General features: G+C 57.7%; 12 protein-coding genes. 2 read left to right on the top strand and 10 right to left on the bottom strand.

Annotation, left to right across the window (positions count from 1 at the left end; genetic code table 11):
• Positions 1–309: 309 nt before the first annotated feature.
• Together AC1AY0_RS09150 and AC1AY0_RS09145 are read right to left on the bottom strand one after the other, a co-directional pair.
• On the bottom strand, positions 310–1,398 hold the full coding sequence (locus AC1AY0_RS09150; RefSeq protein WP_101626501.1) for a LacI family DNA-binding transcriptional regulator: 1,089 nt from the start codon (positions 1,396–1,398) through the stop codon (positions 310–312).
• 151 nt (positions 1,399–1,549) lie between these two features.
• A complete protein-coding gene (locus tag AC1AY0_RS09145) occupies positions 1,550–3,199 on the bottom strand; it encodes an MFS transporter (RefSeq protein WP_476526278.1) in 1,650 nt (549 codons plus the stop codon).
• Positions 3,200–3,431: 232 nt separating this feature from the next.
• On the opposite strand from AC1AY0_RS09145, the gene AC1AY0_RS09140 reads away from it, so the two are divergent.
• The gene (locus AC1AY0_RS09140; RefSeq protein ID WP_101626499.1) at positions 3,432–4,739 is read left to right on the top strand and encodes a DUF3945 domain-containing protein; all 1,308 of its coding nucleotides are present in this window, start codon (positions 3,432–3,434) and stop codon (positions 4,737–4,739) included.
• A gap of 241 nt (positions 4,740–4,980) precedes the next feature.
• Here AC1AY0_RS09140 and AC1AY0_RS09135 read toward each other — a convergent pair whose 3' ends face one another.
• From AC1AY0_RS09135 to AC1AY0_RS09100, 8 genes are all read right to left on the bottom strand, one after another.
• Positions 4,981–6,321: an MFS transporter gene (locus tag AC1AY0_RS09135; protein ID WP_101626498.1), complete on the bottom strand. Its 1,341-nt coding sequence runs from the start codon at positions 6,319–6,321 to the stop codon at positions 4,981–4,983.
• An 889-nt stretch (positions 6,322–7,210) separates the two neighbouring features.
• Positions 7,211–8,209, bottom strand: coding sequence for a hypothetical protein (locus AC1AY0_RS09130; protein ID WP_476526276.1), 999 nt, complete (start codon positions 8,207–8,209; stop codon positions 7,211–7,213).
• Positions 8,210–8,915: 706 nt separating this feature from the next.
• Positions 8,916–10,442 carry a sucrose phosphorylase gene (gene gtfA / locus AC1AY0_RS09125; RefSeq protein ID WP_476526275.1) on the bottom strand — a complete coding sequence of 509 codons (1,527 nt, stop codon included), beginning with the start codon at positions 10,440–10,442 and terminating at the stop codon, positions 8,916–8,918.
• Between the two features lie 586 nt (positions 10,443–11,028).
• Positions 11,029–12,300, bottom strand: a complete 1,272-nt coding sequence (locus tag AC1AY0_RS09120; protein WP_476526273.1) for an ABC transporter substrate-binding protein — start codon at positions 12,298–12,300, stop codon at positions 11,029–11,031.
• A 433-nt stretch (positions 12,301–12,733) separates the two neighbouring features.
• Positions 12,734–13,543: an ABC transporter ATP-binding protein gene (locus AC1AY0_RS09115; protein ID WP_476523028.1), complete on the bottom strand. Its 810-nt coding sequence runs from the start codon at positions 13,541–13,543 to the stop codon at positions 12,734–12,736.
• Positions 13,543–14,544 (bottom strand): ABC transporter ATP-binding protein, encoded by a 1,002-nt coding sequence (locus AC1AY0_RS09110; protein WP_476523029.1) that lies wholly within the window; start codon positions 14,542–14,544, stop codon positions 13,543–13,545. Before AC1AY0_RS09110 ends, AC1AY0_RS09115 begins: the two co-directional genes overlap by 1 nt.
• A complete protein-coding gene (locus AC1AY0_RS09105) occupies positions 14,537–15,520 on the bottom strand; it encodes a branched-chain amino acid ABC transporter permease (protein ID WP_101626493.1) in 984 nt (327 codons plus the stop codon). The genes AC1AY0_RS09110 and AC1AY0_RS09105 overlap by 8 nt, the downstream gene beginning before the upstream one ends.
• A gap of 3 nt (positions 15,521–15,523) precedes the next feature.
• The gene (locus AC1AY0_RS09100; RefSeq protein ID WP_476526270.1) at positions 15,524–16,960 is read right to left on the bottom strand and encodes an ABC transporter permease subunit; all 1,437 of its coding nucleotides are present in this window, start codon (positions 16,958–16,960) and stop codon (positions 15,524–15,526) included.
• Between the two features lie 211 nt (positions 16,961–17,171).
• On the opposite strand from AC1AY0_RS09100, the gene AC1AY0_RS09095 reads away from it, so the two are divergent.
• Positions 17,172–18,458, top strand: coding sequence for an adenylosuccinate synthase (locus AC1AY0_RS09095; protein ID WP_101626491.1), 1,287 nt, complete (start codon positions 17,172–17,174; stop codon positions 18,456–18,458).
• Positions 18,459–18,469: the final 11 nt, after the last annotated feature.

Raw genomic sequence — 18,469 nt, 5'->3', positions numbered from 1 at the left:
GGCCCTGCCTTCGTTGGCGGGGCTTCAAGCATCATGCCGAATTAGTCCGCCAGCGAAGACGGGCTAATAATTCGTGCGGATACAAACGCAGAAGCATTGAATCCAGTCATCGCGTGGCCTCCTTTCGGTATTTCACGGGTCCGTTTGACCCGAACTGGAAAGTTAAGATAGGTTCGCTTTGCTCGCCAATCCAGCAAAGGTTCACATTGTGGACAGGCGTAATTGGATATCGTCGCTTTGTATGGCTCCCCTTGCCAGGGGAGCTGGCGGCGAAGCCGACTGAGGGGTATCCCATCACAAAACTGCAGGCTAGCGAGTAGTTTCGCCGGGCACGAAGGTCACAGGAATGACTATTCCCAACTGCCCAGAATCAACAGAATCAGCAGAATCGGCGGAATCCTCAGTCCTTTCAGCCTGGACTGCACCATCAGATTGTTTACTTGCAGACTTACCTGCCGGCTTGTTCGCAGCCTCAATCTGCTGATCCATCTGATCGGCCAGTGCCGCTGCAATCGCGGGAAAATCCTGCCGCACAACAGTCAGTCGCTTTCCTGCCAGTTCGGCAGCCATCGTGCCATCGTACGCAATAATTTGCAGACTGCCCGGCACATCGATACCGCGGCGCTCGGCTTCCTGCAGCGCGACCGCAGCCACCACATCAGAACCGACTATGGCATCGACGTCAGGATATCGTTCGAAAATCGCGGCAGCAGTAGCTTCATGAGCTACCACATCAGTCACGGAACCTGCTTCCACATAATCGCAGGCAATGCCCGCGTCAGCCAGCATCTGCTCCACAGTGAGGTGATAGCGAACCGTGAGGAACGTCGTGCTTTTGGTGAACTGCGAGCGCGGGCCACCGACGAGGACTACGTGACGCGCACCGGAATCAATCAGCTGCCGCGCGATGATGCGGCCACCTGTCTCATGATCGGAGTGCACGGCCGGCACACCGGCTCCAAGAATACGATCGAAGGCCACGATTGGGCGGTGAATCGACGTCCAGTAATCAGGCTGATGCTCGGTGTGCGCGGCCATAATAATGCCGTCCATCATGTGCCGCTGCAACATGTTCACGTATTCGCTTTCGCCAGTGGCAGCGTCGGCAGTAGAGCAGAGCAATGTTTTGAGACCGCGCGAAGCGAATTCGCGCTGCAAATGCGCGGTGAGGGTGGCAAAAAATGGATGCAGAATAGTCGGCACGATAACGCCGATGGTATTTGTACGATTGCGGTACAGGTTGCGGGCCAGTTCGTTGGGAATGTAGTTGAGCGACTGCATGGCCGCTTCGACTTTGGCGCGCATGTCGTCCGAAACGTAGCCGGCATTATTAACCACCAGAGAGACCGTGCTTACCGACACTCCTGCCTGTTTGGCTACGTCACGCATGCCAACCATATGTTCTCGCCTCCATCGGTTCGTCTGCCCTTGAGATGCGCATCATTGCTGGTATCCCACACGATACGCAAACGGGGGCGTGCATCTGCTGCACACCCCCGCATATTCGCACTGGAGACCAGTGTACTCGAACCGGTTTTACTGCCGAGTATTATTCGCTGATTTCTTCGATTTTTTCTGCGCCCAGCAGTGTTACGATGCCAGCGAGCAGCACCATGACAATACCGGCTGGGAAGAGCAGATAGTATCCGAACGAGTGCGCGAACGCATTGACCAGCAACGCACCGATAATCGCGGCAAGCCCCAGCCCAGCGGAGTTGGCGAGCGCATAGACGCCAAGGTCATGGCCGGCATTGCGCGGGTCGGGCAGCGCATCCATTACCAGCTCCAGACCAAGCGCATCATAAATACCGAATGCGAATCCGGAAATCAGCGCGAACAGAATCATGCCGTTTTCGCGCGCTGTGCCAGTGGACCATACGCCAAGCCCCCAAGCGAGGCCAAGGCCAACAGCATAGGTCAGGCATGCGGCGGCCACTACAACAGACGTGCGAATGCCGCGGGCTTCAATTGCTTCAGAAATGGGGGCTGCCGACCATGATGCGAGCGCAGCGCCAATCAGGGTTGCGATGGCCATGGCGCAAATCAGGAAGCCGGCCGGAATGGTCAGCGGCGCGGAGGTGAGTTGCACGGCTTTGCCGTACACCCAGAAGTGCACAAGATACCAGAGGAAGACGCTGGTCAGGCCGACACCGGTCATCATGCAAGCGCGGGCGGCGAATACGCGCGCAAAGGCTGGTGCGCCAGTTGGAGGGCGCAGCTGATCCAGTACCTGGCTGCCGTTGAACTGTTGGCGAGGTTGTTCAGTGCTGGAAGGTTCGCGCGGCAGAATCAGCACCGAAGCAATGCCGGAAATCGCAAATAGTACAGCCGTATAAATGAATGGCGAATAAGAGTCAAACATCACGCCGAAGGCACCCACTAATACGCCAAGTGCCTGAGCCAACATCACACCAATGCCATGCCAGCGTTCGATGCGCGGGCGGAACTTGTCTGGCACACGTTCGCTGATGGCGCTGGCCAATGGCGCGGACAGCATGGCATATGCGAACTGCATAAGCGCCCATAAGAAGCACATGACCACAATGCTGGTGTCTTGGCCCAAAATCAGGGTGAACAGCGCGCACAACAGTCCGCCGGCCACCATCCATGGAGTGCGGCGGCCGAGCGGCGTGCGCGTGCGGTCAGACAGTGCGGAAACCAGCGGGGTGAACAGTGCCGCGGCTACAACGCCGACGATGACCAATACGGCGAGCGGCATGGCCAGCTCGGTGGCCACGGGGAAGGGGCGGCCGGTTACCGGATTGATGGTGACTTGCAGCACAGCGGTGTCGTAATGGAAGAGTCGGGCCACCGCATTGGGCAGGGCGACCGAGTTGAGCGCCACCCATGGTGCGACGACAAGGATTGCAGCAACGAAGAAGCCCCAGTTGAGGCGGCTGACAGTCTTCGCATTAGGCTTCTCACCGTTGGCTGCCACCATGGGGTCTCGCATGTCGAGGTATGCGGATGACATATCCGGGGCGGGAGCATCCACGCTGGCTGCAGCGGCGACTGCGGTGGCAGTGCTGGATGCCACAAGGCGAACGGCCTGCGCTTCCGGCTGATCCGCGGAAGCTTCTGGCGGGCGGCGACGGTTTTTAATAGCCAGGCGGGCTACTGCAGCCTTATCTTCAGGGCTGAGTGCCTTATCAAGATCCGGGCGATCATCAATTCCCGGACGCTTATATGGTTCCAGCATGGTTCGCTCTTTCTCTCGTTCTCTCGCACAACGCAAAACCGCCCGCACGCACTTTGCCTCAGTGCATTGCGAGCGGCTTACTTTTTCATGCGTTTAGTTTACGCCGGCCCTATCCCGGCGCCCCGGCGCCCCGGTACCCCGGTGGCATATTGATCGCGTATGCCGCTCCCTGCCCATCACCCGCCTATGCTGGTGAATGAAGTAGTATGTCAATCACGACTAAGGAGTCACCATGACATCCTCTGACCCTCTTCAGTCACCCGCACAGCAGCAGCCCCAGGCACAATCCCAACAGCAATCCCAGACACGCACCCCGCCCCTGATTAAAATCGCTGTTCCGCAACGGCCCCAGCAGACCCAGGCCAGTGCTAGTGCGTCTCAGCAGCAGCCACAGCAGCCGGTGGAGGTACCCGCGCAGGCATTCGGACACACGTTCACGCCGCAGGAGCGGCAACTGTTGCAGGCCGGCTATGTGCTGTACTTGACCGGCTTGGTCTCCAAGGCAGGCAACCTTTACGCCGCAGACATCATCTTGAACCGACAGACCGGACGCGTGGAGTTCTTCAAAGGCATACCCACCCACTTCCACGGTGTCCCGCTGGACGAGGGGCAACGCGGCGCCCTCGCCAACAACATGATCGTCTACGTGAGCGGGCTGGTCAGCAAGAAAGGCAAGCCGTACGACGCCGACATCGTCTGGAATCAGGAAGCCGGCAAGCTGGAGTTCTACAAAGGAGTGCCCACTCACTTCCGCGGAGCTCCCCTCTCCCCCGTCGAACGGCAGAAGCTGGCGGCAGGTAGGAAGATAACATTCAAAGGACTGCTCGACCCCGATCCTTTCTACCGGCAACGCGGTAGAAGAAATGACGTTGACCTGCGTTTCGACCCGGAGACCGGTCGGCTGCGCAATGTGGATGTGCCATTGGAATACCGTGGCAGGCCTTTGACATACTCCGAACGGCTTCACCTGGCGGTTGGCGACGACGTGACCATCCAGGTGACAGGCAAGGACGGCAAACCGCACAAGCAAGTGTTGTCCTGGAACAGGAAGACCAGCGAGCTGTTCCGCCGCGATTTCGCCGGACATGTGCTCACCGACGAAGAGTTCCAACAGCTGGATGCGGGCGAGACCATCTACTTGGCGGATATAGACGCTGACGTGTTGCGCGACCCGAAAACGGGGCATATCACGTTCTCCAAGGAATTCCCCTCCCATTACATGGGCTTTTCGACGAAACAGCTCAACACGTACACTCTCATCGAACGCGGTCAGCCGGCGGTGTTCTACGACAACTCCAATGCTGCGATTGCCATCGTCTACTGGGACCAGGAAAAAGGACGCCTCGCGCGATATAGCTTCATGGACATGCCCGACGAGTTCATGGGCGAAAAGCTAAGCCGTGCAAAGCGCGCTACCCTTGCCGAGGGGGGTGCCGTCAAGGTGCGCATCGACGACGAGTACGGGTACACCATATACTCGGTCTGGTACGATCCCGAAGCTGGCTGTCTTGACGGAGATGCTATAAAGCATCAGTTCTGACGCTAACGCTTGATGGCGTTGAATTGACTCCCAATATCCTCGGTCTCAGGGCTGGCGCCGCCAAAGTGAATAATCCTACCCACAACAACAGCAAAGGCTACAGTCACAGCAATAGCCACAGCCACAGCAATAGCCAATAAAAATCGGCTCGCTTCGGTTCCTTTTGGGAACGAGGCGAGCCGATTGCTTAGGGAATTCTTCGGAAAGAAGCTTGCTTATTCGCCGCCGAAGCAGCGACGGATTACTTGACGCCCTTGATGCGCATGATGAGGAAGGCTGCGATCAGCACCACCACGATGCACACCGGGAACACCAGGCCGTAGTTGCCACCGGTAGCCATAACCACGCCGGAGGTGAGCAGGGAGCCGAGCACGGTGGACAGGGTGTTGGCCATGTTGAGCACGCCCAGATCCTTACCGGCCTCCTTCGGGTTCGGCAGAATGGAGACGTTCAGGGCCTGGTCGATGGCGTTGTAGACGCCGTAGCCGAAGCCGGCGATGGCAGCGAACAGGTACATGCCCCATGCGTTGTGGAAGATCCACGGCATTGCAGCACCGATGGCGAACAGGACGCTAGCGCCAGCAACCGGAACCTTACGCATGCCGAGCTTATCGGAGATCGGGCCGGAGACGAGGGCTGCGATCAGGGAGACGACCATGGTGATCACGGACATGGTAGCGATTACGCCAGCGGCTGCGGTCTTGAGCTGTTCGGCGTTGTAACCGGAGTCGGAGAAGGTGTAGTACTTGACCACGTAGAGCAGGTAGCCATTAATCATCTGGTAGCCGGCGACCATCATCATGCGGCCGAACAGAGCGTAGTAGAAGTTGCGGGAACCCTTGCCGTGCGGCGGGATGAAGGCCTTGAGCACCATCTTCACGCTGATAGGCTCGCGCTCTTCGTCCACGTTGGAGGGCTCGCGAGGCCAGATGCCGACCACAATGATGCCGACGAGGGCGAAGCCCAGAGCACCAATGGTGAAGCCGAGATCAATGTTGCTGATGAGCAGGGAGCCGACCAGGGAACCTGCGGTCTGGCCGAGCACGCCACCGGCGCCCATGAAGGAGGAGACGGAACCACGGAACTTATCCGGCACGCGGTCGGACAGGGTGGCGACGAACGGAGCGTTCATCCAGTTGTAGAACAGCTGCATGCCGCACCACAGCAGCAGAATGAGCGGCAGAGACTTGGTGACGAGCAGGCCGGCCACGCAAGCGCCGCAGAGAATGCCACCGCTGATGATCCACAGCGTACGCTTGCCCCACTTGGAGCGGGTCAGATCAGAGAAGGTACCGAAGATGATGTTGGCGAACAGAGCCACCACGGAACCAACGGAGTTGATGGTACCGATGAAGGCCTCACGCTGGCCGGGAGCAATCTGATCCACGAGCTGCGGCACGAGGATGGAGGACAGCGACACCCAAACGATGCCGGTGATGATAAGGCTGATGGTAAAGCCTGCGCCAAGACGGAATACGTCTACGACGGACGGGCGACGGCCGTAGCTGTCAAGCTCGTTAGAATTGACAGCGGCTGCAGCTTCTGCGTTTGGCGCTGCTGCCGTTTCGATGGTGTTTTCCATGGTTCTCTTCCCTGTGCTGGTGGGTTTTACAGGACTCTTCGATGACGTCTGTAGTTATGCGGATCGCGGAAGGCGGCAACCGTGGTGCGAACTGCGGGAGCTCCGATGGGCGAGACTTTTCGGTGTCTCTGACCTAAAAGGTCTGTTGGTGCAACTCCTGCGTTGACTCGTATGTCGTCTGCATCGAACCGGTTCGATAATACCTCGGAGTCAATCGTTTGACCTAATCACATCGGCGTGTCGAACCGGTTCGAGACATGAACACCCACACAGCTCTCCCATAGCCACTCACAAACCCCTCACGCATTCCCCGGAATGCGCCGCAAAACACCCCTCCCAACGCCGCATTCCCGGAAATGCGACGTGAAACCTACCGTGAAACCCACCCCTTACGACGCAATACCCGGAATGCAGCACAAAACGGCCATACCCGCGACGCAATCACAGGAATGCGGCACAGAAGGCCCACTCACGACGCATTCCGCAGAATGCATCACAAAACAGGCCACCCCACCCCTCTCACCGGCACATTCCCGGAAATGCGACGCACAGCACACCCCATGGCGACGCAATTTGGGGAATGCATCGCAAAACGAGCCACCCCGACCTTCTCAGCGACGCAATCACCGGAATGCAGCGCAGAACGACACCATCCTCACTACATTCCCTGAAATGCGCCGCAGAACACCCCGCCCAACACTACATTCCTCAAAATGCGACGTGAAACCTACCGTGAAATACACCCCACGCGACGCAATCACAGGAATGCAGCGCAGAACTGCCGCATTCGTACTACATTCCCCGCAATGCGTCGCGCAGCGAAAAATGCAAAAGTGCCCACTGTGCCGCATTTCCCGGAATGCAGCACAGCATAGCGAGCATCAACTCATCAATATTCGTTACAAACAAAACCAGTGAACGGCGTCGGCATACCTTTGTTAGGCTGCGGCACACCCGCGGCGAGAAGCCGCTGTTCCAGTTGCAGTCGGTTGCGCACATGCGACATCTGAAAACGCACTACAGGTATCCCCCTCAGCGTAATTCCAGACTCCCTCTCCTTCTCTCGCAAAGTAACAGCGACCGCATCAGAACCTCCCGTCATTGCAGGATTCTCGTATTTCTCTCGACCATCCAATTCGCCGACAACAAGAGACCCGTCCTCTAGCGTCCAAGTAAAGTCAACAAAAATCGGATTCCCATCAATCGGATTGATAAATTTCCTCTGGCATTCCGGCTTAGCGAAACCCAGCTCAAGCCCGGCCGCATAGGCAATTGCCTCTCCGCCATTCGTGCAGGCGGGGTCAACATTTTGCGCAACGTACCGAGCGCGCGGCAATCCACGCTTTTTCTTCATATCGGCACAGTATGACTGCAAACTCTGCACCGTGCTGCCAGTCAGCCGCAAGCCCATAGTGCAGATTGCCATCCCAGTCGAAAAATCCAGTGATCTTGCACAATCGAACATGGTGCGCATGGGATTGGTCGTGCGTACACCATTGGACATAATGCTCTCCGCATCAGGAATATAGTGCGCAATATACTGCCCATGCCGGCCCGCTTCAGACTGTTTGCGCGCAACCGTATGAATGTAGCGTTGCTGATAGTAAGTGGAAGTGTAGCCCAAAGCTGCCGCCGCCGAAATGCCACAAACCGTCAATTCGCGATCTTTCGCGCTTGCAGTTCGCAGCACATACATAATCCGTTCGGCGTACGGCAGTCGCTCCCACAGAGCAGTGCGAATGTAGAATCGCGGGAATGGCATGACAAGCTCGCCTGACTGCACACGGCGCTGCAGAGGGTGATAGTCAGCTCGGTCAAGCGGCCAGACGCACATGTGCCGCTGCTCAGCCCAAGCAAGGAGTCTTTCAGTTCGCGGATGCTTATTCATGGATGCGAGCGTAACTGATTTCCGCCCAACAATTGAAGGAAAACGACCTATGTGGTTCTAGCTTTCGGTTGTGTGTATAGCTGGCCGAACCTGATGGATTTAAGAGCTTATTTTTGTGCGCAAATGTGATGATTTGCGCAGTCGGTGGCCGACTTATCCACATAATGCCGATTATTCGCGTGTTAAGCACAACAAATGTGGATAAGTTGCGGTCGGACGGTAGCGGTTTATGCAGTGCCTCATTCCCGGGATTGCGCCACGCAACGCGTTCCACCAAGCGACGTAATCACGGGAATGCGTTCCGGAATGGTGCACGGCGGTTCTTTTTCCGCCGCATTCCGGGAAATGCGACGCCAAGTGAGCCCCCTGCACCACATTCCGGGGAATGCGCTGCAAAACGGACTCTCTGGCGCCACATTCCTCGAAATGCGGCGCGAAATCAAGCATTCAGGCCTTCCCACCGACGCATTTCCCGGAATAAGGCGCAGAACATACCTGGAACATACCGATCGCAGCACATTCCGGGAAATGCGTCGCGAGACACCCCGTCCAGCGCCACTTTCCCGGAATTGCGTCGTGAAACCTACCGTGGAACACACTCTTTGCGACGCAATTACAGGAATGCAGCGCAAGAGAGACCGCGCAACGCTACATTCCGGCTGTGCTCGGAAGCATGATGAGCACAGCGCACCCCACAATCATGAAATCAGTCGAGGCTCACAACCGGCGGATTGCTGAGCAAATCGGCAGTTTCATGATCACCGGCAGCATCCGTCCAAGTCAGGCTTGCGACCGGCGCCGTATTATCAACCCCAAGTCCGCGACCGGGCTCGAATGTCAGCGCAGCGCTGGTCTTGCCATCGGCAGCCGCCCAGCGGAAGGTAATGGACGTATCACCATCAACCTCATAGCTAAACTCACCATCGAACGCAGGCAGTTCATTGCGGAACTTGGCCAGAGCGTTCAGCGCCTTGACTACCGAGCGAGCGAGGTTTTCGTCAATTTCGGCAGTGGAGTAATAGTGGCGATTGATATCGCGGCCATTGTTGGTCTTGCGCAGCAGTTCCATATCATTCTTACCGGCGAGCGCACCCACGTAGTACACCTGTGGCACGCCCGGCAGGAAGAACTGCACGGCGCGAGCGGCGATGTAGTGCTGATCGTTGCAACCGAGCGCGGAATAGTACGTGCTGTTGACCTGGTACAGATCCAAGTTGGATGCAGCAGCACCGGTGGCAGCCTGAGATTCGCCGTGCGTATTGGCGTGGATGGTGTTGACCAGATTGTCCACGTCCTCATCCGGCACGAGACCCTTGAGGCTGCGGTCGAGCTGGTCGGAACCGATGTCGATCACGCCGATGCCGTCGTGCGTATCGAGCACGGTGACGGCGTTGTTCGGGCGGATTTCAGTCCAGTGTGCAACCGGCTCAACATGACCGGTGAACAGCGAGTGCAGGAGCAGTGGCGGCAGCGCGAAATCGTAGACACGGTCCACCTTGGAGGCGATTTCCACCTGCTTCTTGTAGTAGCTATGCACCTCGATCAGGATTTCGAGGCCGCGCTTGACGCCTTCTTCGCGCAAGCGGGAGATGAGCTTGAAGGTCTTGGGCGTCATGAAGCAGCTGGTGCCGGCTTCCTTGGCACCATAGCCGACTGCGTCAAGACGGATGTAGCTTACGTGGCTGGCGGCCATCTGATCGAAGATGGACATCAGGTACTCCCAACCCTTGTCGGAGTCGGTATCAATGTCCACTTGCTGCGGGGTGAAGCTGACCCACACCAGGCGGGTCTTGCCAGCGAACTTGTAGTGAGTGAACGGCAGGCCCGGGCGTGGGCGATAGATGCCAGCCAGGTCTTCCTCGGTGGCACCGTTCGGGAATACGGAGCTCATGGTGAGGAACATCGGATAATACTCGGATTCCTCGCCGTTCTTGAGCACATCTTGGAATTGGGCAGATTCCCAGCTCATGTGGTTCACGATGGCGTCAACCATGATGTTGTGGGTTTTGGAAAGCTCGGCAACGTCATCCCAAGAGCCGAGACGTGAATCAACTTTGGTGTGGTCGATGGGATCGAAGCCAGCGTCCGCTCCATCGAACGGGGTGAAGAAAGGCAGGATGTGCACACCATCGTAGATACCGCTGAAGCGCGTGCGCAGAATGTCGGTCATGCTGGCGATAGTGCCGTCTCCAAGGCGATCTGCGTAAGTAATGAGTTGGACTTTGTTCTTCACTGCAACTCCTGTGTTGTGTCGGGGGCTATGCGCCGAACAGGTGAGACTCTGTACCGCTGAGTCTGCGAAACCGTTGCCCTACGAGATTGTGTCCCACCTGGGCTCAGGCTTTGTTCGGTGCTCGCGCCTTTTGTATCGAACCGGTTCGATACTATCGTCGCAACAAACCGGATGGCAATTCACTCGGAGTGTCGAACCGGTTCGACATCGTTATCCCTCCCCTCTAATCACCTCTTCCCGCCTCATTCCGGAAAATGCGACGTAAAATCAACCGTCCCGCAACACATTCCGGAAAATGCGACGCGAAACGGGCCATTCCAGCCTCCTGAGCGACGCAATTCGGGGAATGCAGCGCCAAAGAACCCACTTTGCGACGCAATCACCGGAATGCGGCACCACACAGCCCCATCAGCGACGCAATTCGGGGAATGCAGCTCTGAGGCACCTCGCAACACTGCAGCCCGCAACATACGGGAAAGGCCCCCGCAACATATGAAAAGGCCTCCGCAAACGTGCGGAGGCCTAGCATGCTGCCGGTAAAACAGCTAACTCAAACCGGGAATCAGTTCAACAATCAGCGCAACGATCAGGCGGTCGGGACCTTGCCTTCCTGCGTATGGTCGAACTTCGGCACGTTGCTGCCATCGAACACGTAGACGCCGATGTTCGCGGAGCTCGGATCGTTGTTCTTGTTGAATGGACCGATGCCGGTCAGACCCTTGTACTTGATTTCCTTACCGGACTTCAGCGCGGCGAGGCAATCCTTGTACGTGGTGCATTCGGTACCACCGTTCGCACCGGAGACCGCGGCCATGTTCTTCTGGATGGTCACGCCGTCCGCAGAACCGCCCTTCTGTGCGGCCAACGCCGCGAGAATGATGCCGTCGTAGGTTTCAGCGCCATAGGTGAAGGTGGAAATATCCTTGCCGTACGCCTTGACAAGCTTCTTCTGGAAATCATCGGAAGCCATCACACCTGGGATGGTGCCCTTGGCACCTTCCAGCAGACCGGCGTCAAGATCCTTGGAATAGTCGGCGGTGTTGCCATCAACGAAGTACAGCTTGTGAGTGTCAACGCCTTGGGATGCGAGCTCCTTAACCAATGCCTTGGTCTGATCGAAGGCCACGATGGCGATGGCGTCCGGGTTGGAGGCCTTGATTGCGGTGACGATCGAGGAGAAGTTCGTTTCGGTCGGGTCGAACGCATCGTTGGCGCCGTACACCACGTTCACGCCTGCGCCTTCAACGGTTTTGACGATGGTGTCGCGCAAACCAGTGCCGTATTCATCGTTAAAGACCGCAACCGCAAGATTCTTGACGCCATCCTGCGCGATGACCTGGCCAAGGACCGCGCCCTGCACGGAATCCGGCGGCACGGTACGGAAGAAGTACGGGCTCAGACCGGAGAAGTCGGAGCTGGTGGCACCCATGGATAGCATCGGCACATTAGCTGAGGTGATGGTCTTATACACGTTCTTCACCACGGAACTGGAGGCCGGGCCAATCACGAACGACGGGTTCTTGCTCATCACAGACTGGGTTGCGGACGAGTTCTGATCGGCATGATCGGCGTCAGAAGTATCGGCATCCACGGTGGTGACGTCTTTGCCAAGCACGCCGCCGGCGGCGTTGATGTCGGAGACCGCGAGCTTTTCGGCGGCGAGCTCAGGCGGTGCCAGATAAGCGAGAGAGCCGGTTTCCGGCCACAGTCCGCCCAATACGAAGGTATCGGTCTTCTTGGCGGAGGCGCTGGAATCGCCGGATGTCGAGCCGCTCGAACCGCAGCCGGCGAGCGCCATGACTGCAGCCGCTGTGGCTGCAATGATTGCCATCGACGTTTTCTTGATGTTCTTGTTCATAAAAGCCACCTATCCTCTCTATTCCCTTTCGGGCAGTGGTTTTTTCGATTGAGATTGGTGAGAGATGCGATCTGCTGCTGCACAGTGATTTGTTGTTGTTATTGATGAGCAGAATCAGATAGCGTGTAACCTCTTGCTCTCGAATCTTGTGGCTGAGCCTAAGCGCTGGTTGCTTCGTGCAGATTGTTCGCATGTAACCAGCTGATGAAGCCCGAAAACTGTTGGAAACATGCGGTTTTGAGGGTGATTTTGGGCATGCTTGCGCCAAGGTTGATCTCTCCCTCAGTCTCGCTTACGCGAGCCAGCTCCCTCGTCAGAGGGAGCCGAAAACGGCCTTCTGTAAGAAGGCAGATGACGCGTGCGGAGACGCCCATCCGAAGCCGAAGGCGTGCTTAAGCACGTCGAGTGCTGAGGAAAGGGCGTATACGCTCCGTCATCTGTTTTCTTCTTGTACTTCTTCTTCCAGGTTGCCCAGATACAGCGATATCACCTTTGGGTCTTCCAGCAAATCGCGGCCGCGGCCGGAGTAGGCGTTGCGGCCTTGGTCGAGAACGTAGCCGCGGTCGCAGATTTGCAGGCAGCGGCGAGCGTTTTGCTCGACGATGATGACGGAGACGCCGGCTTTGTTGACTTGGCGGACGCGGATGAAGGTCTCATCCTGGAGCATTGGGGAGAGTCCAGCTGAGGGCTCGTCGAGTAGCAGCACAGACGGGTTCATCATAAGGGCGCGGGCCATGGCGACCATCTGCCGTTCACCGCCGGAGAGTGAGCCGGCGAGCTGGTCTTTGCGTTGCGCCAGTTTGGGGAAGATGGAGCAGACGTAGTCGAATCGTTCGCTGAACTTTTTGGGGGCTTGGTAGGCGCCCATGTGCAGGTTTTCGGCGATGGTCAAGGAGGGGAAGACGTTCTCGGTTTGAGGAACGAATCCCACACCGAGTGAGACGAGTTTGTCAGCTCTCAGGTTGGTGATGTCGTTGCCTTTGAGAATCAACTTGCCGGAGTGGATGTGCACTAAGCCGAACAGTGATTTGAGCAATGTGGATTTACCGGCTCCGTTGGGGCCGATGATACCGACGATTTCGCCTTCGTGCAGGGTGAGTGATGCACCGTTCAGAATGTTAACGCCGGGCAGATAGCCGGCGACTAAATCCACGGCATCGAGCAGTGGTTCGCCGGCCGGTTCTCCAACGTGAATTTCCGAGCGCGGGCGGGTGTCTGGCGTAGCAACTTCGATATCAGTCATCAGTGCTCCTCGCTTTCTTTGAGGTCGAGCACGGCGTCGTCACCGAGGTCGATGTTGGCGTGGGCTCCGAGGTAGGCGTCGATGACCGCGGGATCGTTCATCACGCTCTTGGGCTGCCCTTCGGCCACGATTTTGCCTTCGGCCATAACGGTGACCCAGTCGGCGATATGGCGAACCATGTTGATGTCGTGTTCGACGAACAGCACAGTGGTGCCTTCTTCGCGCAACGACATGATGTGGTCCAGCAATGATTGCTTCAGGGCCGGGTTCACGCCTGCCATTGGCTCGTCGAGCATGACGAGCTTGGGATCGCGCATCAGAGCGCGCGCCATTTCCAGCAGTTTGCGTTGACCGCCGGAAAGCGATCCGGCGAAATCATCCTTCTTTTTGATGAGCAGGAATCGTTCGAGCAGAGCCTCAGCCTTTTCGATGTTTTCCTGCTCCTGCTTGCGCCACAGTCCTGGAATCAGCGAGCGGAACATACCTTCGCCAGGCTGCACGGGAGCACCGAGCAGCATGTTGTCGAGCACAGTCAGTCGACTCATGACTTTGGTGAGCTGGAAAGTGCGGACCATGCCCATGCGCGCCACTTTTTCAGGCTGCATATGGGCCATGTCCCGCCCGTCGAAGCGCCAGTCTCCAGTGTTCGGCGTATCGAAGCCGGTCATCAGGTTGAAGAACGTGGTTTTGCCGGCACCGTTCGGGCCAATGAGCGCAGTGATGCCGTGGCGTTCGATTTCGAAATGATTCACGTCCACTGCGGTCATGCCGCCGAATTTGCGGGTCACATGGTCCGCCACCAGAATCGGATCGGGCTTATGCACGCCGGGCGTATTGTCCACGAACTTCAAGTCTTCAGAAACCTTGTCCTTATACGCCGTGGAGATGAGCGTCTCACCTTCGGGCGCTTTGGTAGCCCATTTGGCAAGGTCCTGGAATGGCTTCGCTTCCCGAGTTGTTTCAGTCTTTCCTTCAGGCTTAGTCTCATGTACGTCACGCATTGAACGCCAACTCCTTTCGGTCTCCCAAGAGGCCTTGCGGTCTGAATATCACGAGGCACATCAGGGCCACGCCCACAATCACCCAGCCCAGCGACTCCACTTGGTTCGAGGAAATCAACGTGTCTGGGATAGCGCCGCGCATCACTTCCTTGACGAACGTGAGCAGCACCCACAGCAGGCAGGAGCCCAGAATCGGGCCGAAAATCGTGGCCGCACCGCCGAGCAGCAGAATCGTCCATGTGTAGAACGTCACTGCGCGGCCGAGCGAATCAGGCTGCACCGAGCGCGGCAGCACGAAAATAATGCCGCCGAGCGCACCGAAAATACCGCCCAGAATCAGCGCCTGCATTTTATAGGTGGTGACGTTCTTACCCAGCGAGCGAATCGCGTTCTCATCCTCACGAATACCCTTCAGCACGCGCCCCCACGGCGAATGGAACCAGCGCCAGCACAGAAGCGCGGCAATCGCCACAAGCACCCAAGCCACAATGCGCAACCACCAGGAGTTCGCAATGTTGTTGTTGTACGTCCATAGCAGGAACGTTGTGGCTCCATTGGGCAGCGGCGACGTGCCCTCAAACTGGGTGGTGAAGTCCTGCGGGGAGATGCCTGCAGAGCCGCCTGTGATCTTCGTCATGGCTGTTGAACGCCCGATAATACGGATGATTTCAGCAGCCGCCAAAGTCACCATGGCCAGATAATCCGGCCCAAGTTTGAGCGTTGGAATACCCAGCAGCAGCGCGTAAATCACCGCGAGTGCAATTGCCGCGCACACTGAGGCGAACAGATTCGCGCCCATCGACTGAGTGACCGCGAATCCATACGCGCCCAGCAGCATGAATCCCGCCTGGCCCATGTTCATCAGACCTGTCATGCCGAAATGAATATTGAGGCCGATTGCGGCCAGCACATAGGCCGCAGTAGTCGGGGCAATCAGCTCGCCCAGCGTATCGGAAATAATAGTTACAAAATCCATGGCTCAGCCCACCCTTTGCTGCTTGCCGAAGATGCCCTGCGGACGAATCAGCAGGACGATGATAAGAATTGCCAGCGCGCTGGCGTAGCGCATGTCATTGGGGATGATGAGCGAGCTCATATCCGCCACGATGCCGATGATCAGGGAGCCGACGAGCGCGCCGTTCGCAGTGCCGAGACCGCCGAGGGTGACTGCCGCGAACATCAGCAGCAGTAGGGTTGCGCCGGTATTCCATGAGATACCGTTCAAATAGATGCCCAGCAGCACGCCGGACAGTGCCGCCATGCCGCAGGAGAGAATCCATACGATGCGCACCACCTGCTCCACATTGATGCCGGACGCCGCAGCGAGCGCGGCATTGTCGGACACAGCTCGCGTGGCGCGGCCGAGGCGTGTGCGGTACAGGAAGAAGCTCACTCCGATAATCACCACGATGGCGATGCCAGCGGAAGTCAGCGTCGGCATATCCGTGGTGACCGGGCCCAGATTGAAGCTGGCGGGCACGGACTTGGTGATGCCCATGATTTCGCCGCCGAAGAAGAACTGGAACGTGTACTGCAACGCCATCGAAAGGCCGATGGTCACAATCATCTGCTGCATGGTTCCCACGCATTTGCGGCGTAGCGGCGCCCAGATGAGCTCGTTTTGAATCCATCCGGTGAGCGCGCCGATCAGTACGGCGAAGATGGCGGACGGAATCAGTGGCCAGTGCAGAATCTGCGTGCCCACATAGGCCATCAGACCGCCGAGCGACACCTGCTCGCCGTGGGAGAAGGAGCTCAGGCCCGTAGTGCCGTACACCAGGTTCATGCCGACGCTCATCAAGCCGAGCATCAGGCCGAAAATAATGCCGGAGAACAACTGCTGCCAGACGCGTTTGCCGATGTTTGCGCCGGCTGCGGAACCGTTGGCGCCGGTTGCGGAGTCGCTGGAACTGGAACTGGAGCTCGAGCCTGAGCTGCCCGCGGAACCATTTGCAGAACTGGAACCTGAGCTGGCACTGGAATCAGACGACGCAGGCGCCGGCTTATCGAATCGGACTACTTGGCGAGCCTTATCGAAACTGTTCTTTTCGATTTCAACTTGTGCGCTGGCGGCTTTCAGGCCGTATTGCTTGGCCACCGACTCGTCCATCGTGACGGTGTATTTGCCGTCTGCGGACACCGAGAACGCCCAGTTACCTTGCGCATCGGTAGTGGTGGTGGCTGATTCCTTACCGGAAAGCTTCAGCTCAACGTTGGCGATGGGTTGTTTGTTCGCGTCTTGCAGGATGCCGTTGACGCATCCGTTCGTCGCGGTTGGATTACATGTGGAAACGGCCTCAGCCGCAAACGCGCGACTTGGCATAGTGATACTGAGCGCCATCAATAGGGCGAAAATTGCGGGTAACAGCAATAATCCCAGTCGATGACGCCGCACTGATGAAGTTACGGCTGTCATATAACTGTCCTCTCTGGATTGGTTTTCAACCTAGGCGAGCAATCAGCGCGCGCCGTTGCGCTGAGGTTTCTCTTGCGTTACCGTCTGCCCGATTCGTTACACAGAAATAACGTGAGACCGGCCTTTCCACGAGTAGAGGCCGTAAGGTAATCTTGACCCGGCGAAAACGTATAAGCAACGTATCAGCATTGCGCGAGCGGGGAGGCAAAGCATGCCTGGAATTGTTCTGATTGGTGCCCAGTGGGGCGATGAAGGTAAAGGCAAGGCAACCGATCTGATCGGCACCAAAGTCGATTACGTCGCTCGCTTCAACGGCGGTAATAATGCAGGCCATAGCGTGGTGGTCGGCAACGAATCCTACGCACTGCACCTGCTGCCTTCCGGCATTATCAACCCGAACCTGACTCCGGTGATCGGCAACGGCGTGGTGGTCGATCCGGAAGTGCTGTTTGAGGAGATTGATGGCCTTGAGGCTCGCGGCATTGACTGCTCTCACCTGAAGGTGAGCGAAGCCGCACACATTATTGCCCCCTACCATCGCACGCTTGATAAGGTGACCGAGCGCTTCCTCGGCAAGCACAAGATCGGCACCACTGGCCGTGGTATTGGCCCGGCTTATGCGGATAAGATCAACCGCGTTGGCATTCGCGTGCACGATCTGTTCAATGAGAAGCATCTGCACGATAAGGTGGAGGCCAGCCTGCACCAGAAGAATCAGATGCTGGTCAAGCTGTACAACCGTCGCCCGATTGACGTGGACCAGACCACCGAAGAGCTGCTGAAGCTCGGTGAGCGTCTGAAGCCGTACGTGGCCAACACTGGTCTGATTCTGAACAAGGCACTCGATGAAGGCAAGACCGTGCTGTTCGAGGGCGCTCAGGCCACCATGCTGGACGTGGACCACGGCACCTATCCGTTCGTCACCTCCTCCAACCCTACTGCTGGCGGCGCTTGCACCGGTACCGGCGTTGGCCCCACTAAGATCACTCGCGTGATCGGCGTCTCCAAGGCGTATGTGACCCGCGTGGGCGAGGGCCCATTCCCCACTGAGCTGTTTGACGAGTCCGGCGAATGGCTGCGTCAGCAGGGTCACGAATTCGGCGTGACCACTGGCCGCCCGCGTCGCTGCGGCTGGTTCGATGCCGTGGTGAACCGTTACGCTTCCCAGGTCAATGGCCTGACCGACATCGTGCTCACCAAGCTCGACGTGCTCACCGGCTTGAAGGAAATCCCGATCTGCGTGGCGTACGACGTGGACGGCGAGCGTTACGACGATATGCCGACCGATCAGGCCGCATTCGCCGCCGCCAAGCCGATCTACGAGACCATGCCAGGCTGGGATGAAGACATCTCCGGCTGCCACGCATTCGACGAGCTGCCTGCTACTTGCCAGGACTATGTGAAGCGTCTTGAGGAGCTCAGCAACTGCCGTATCTCCGCCATTGGCACTGGTCCTCAGCGCGATCACATCATTTCCGTGCATTCGCTGATTGACTGAGTCGATTCGGC

The organism is Bifidobacterium sp. LH_416 (genome assembly GCF_056357055.1).
The sequence above is the reverse complement of the archived record's forward strand: the minus strand, read 5'-3'. Positions and strand labels throughout refer to the sequence as shown.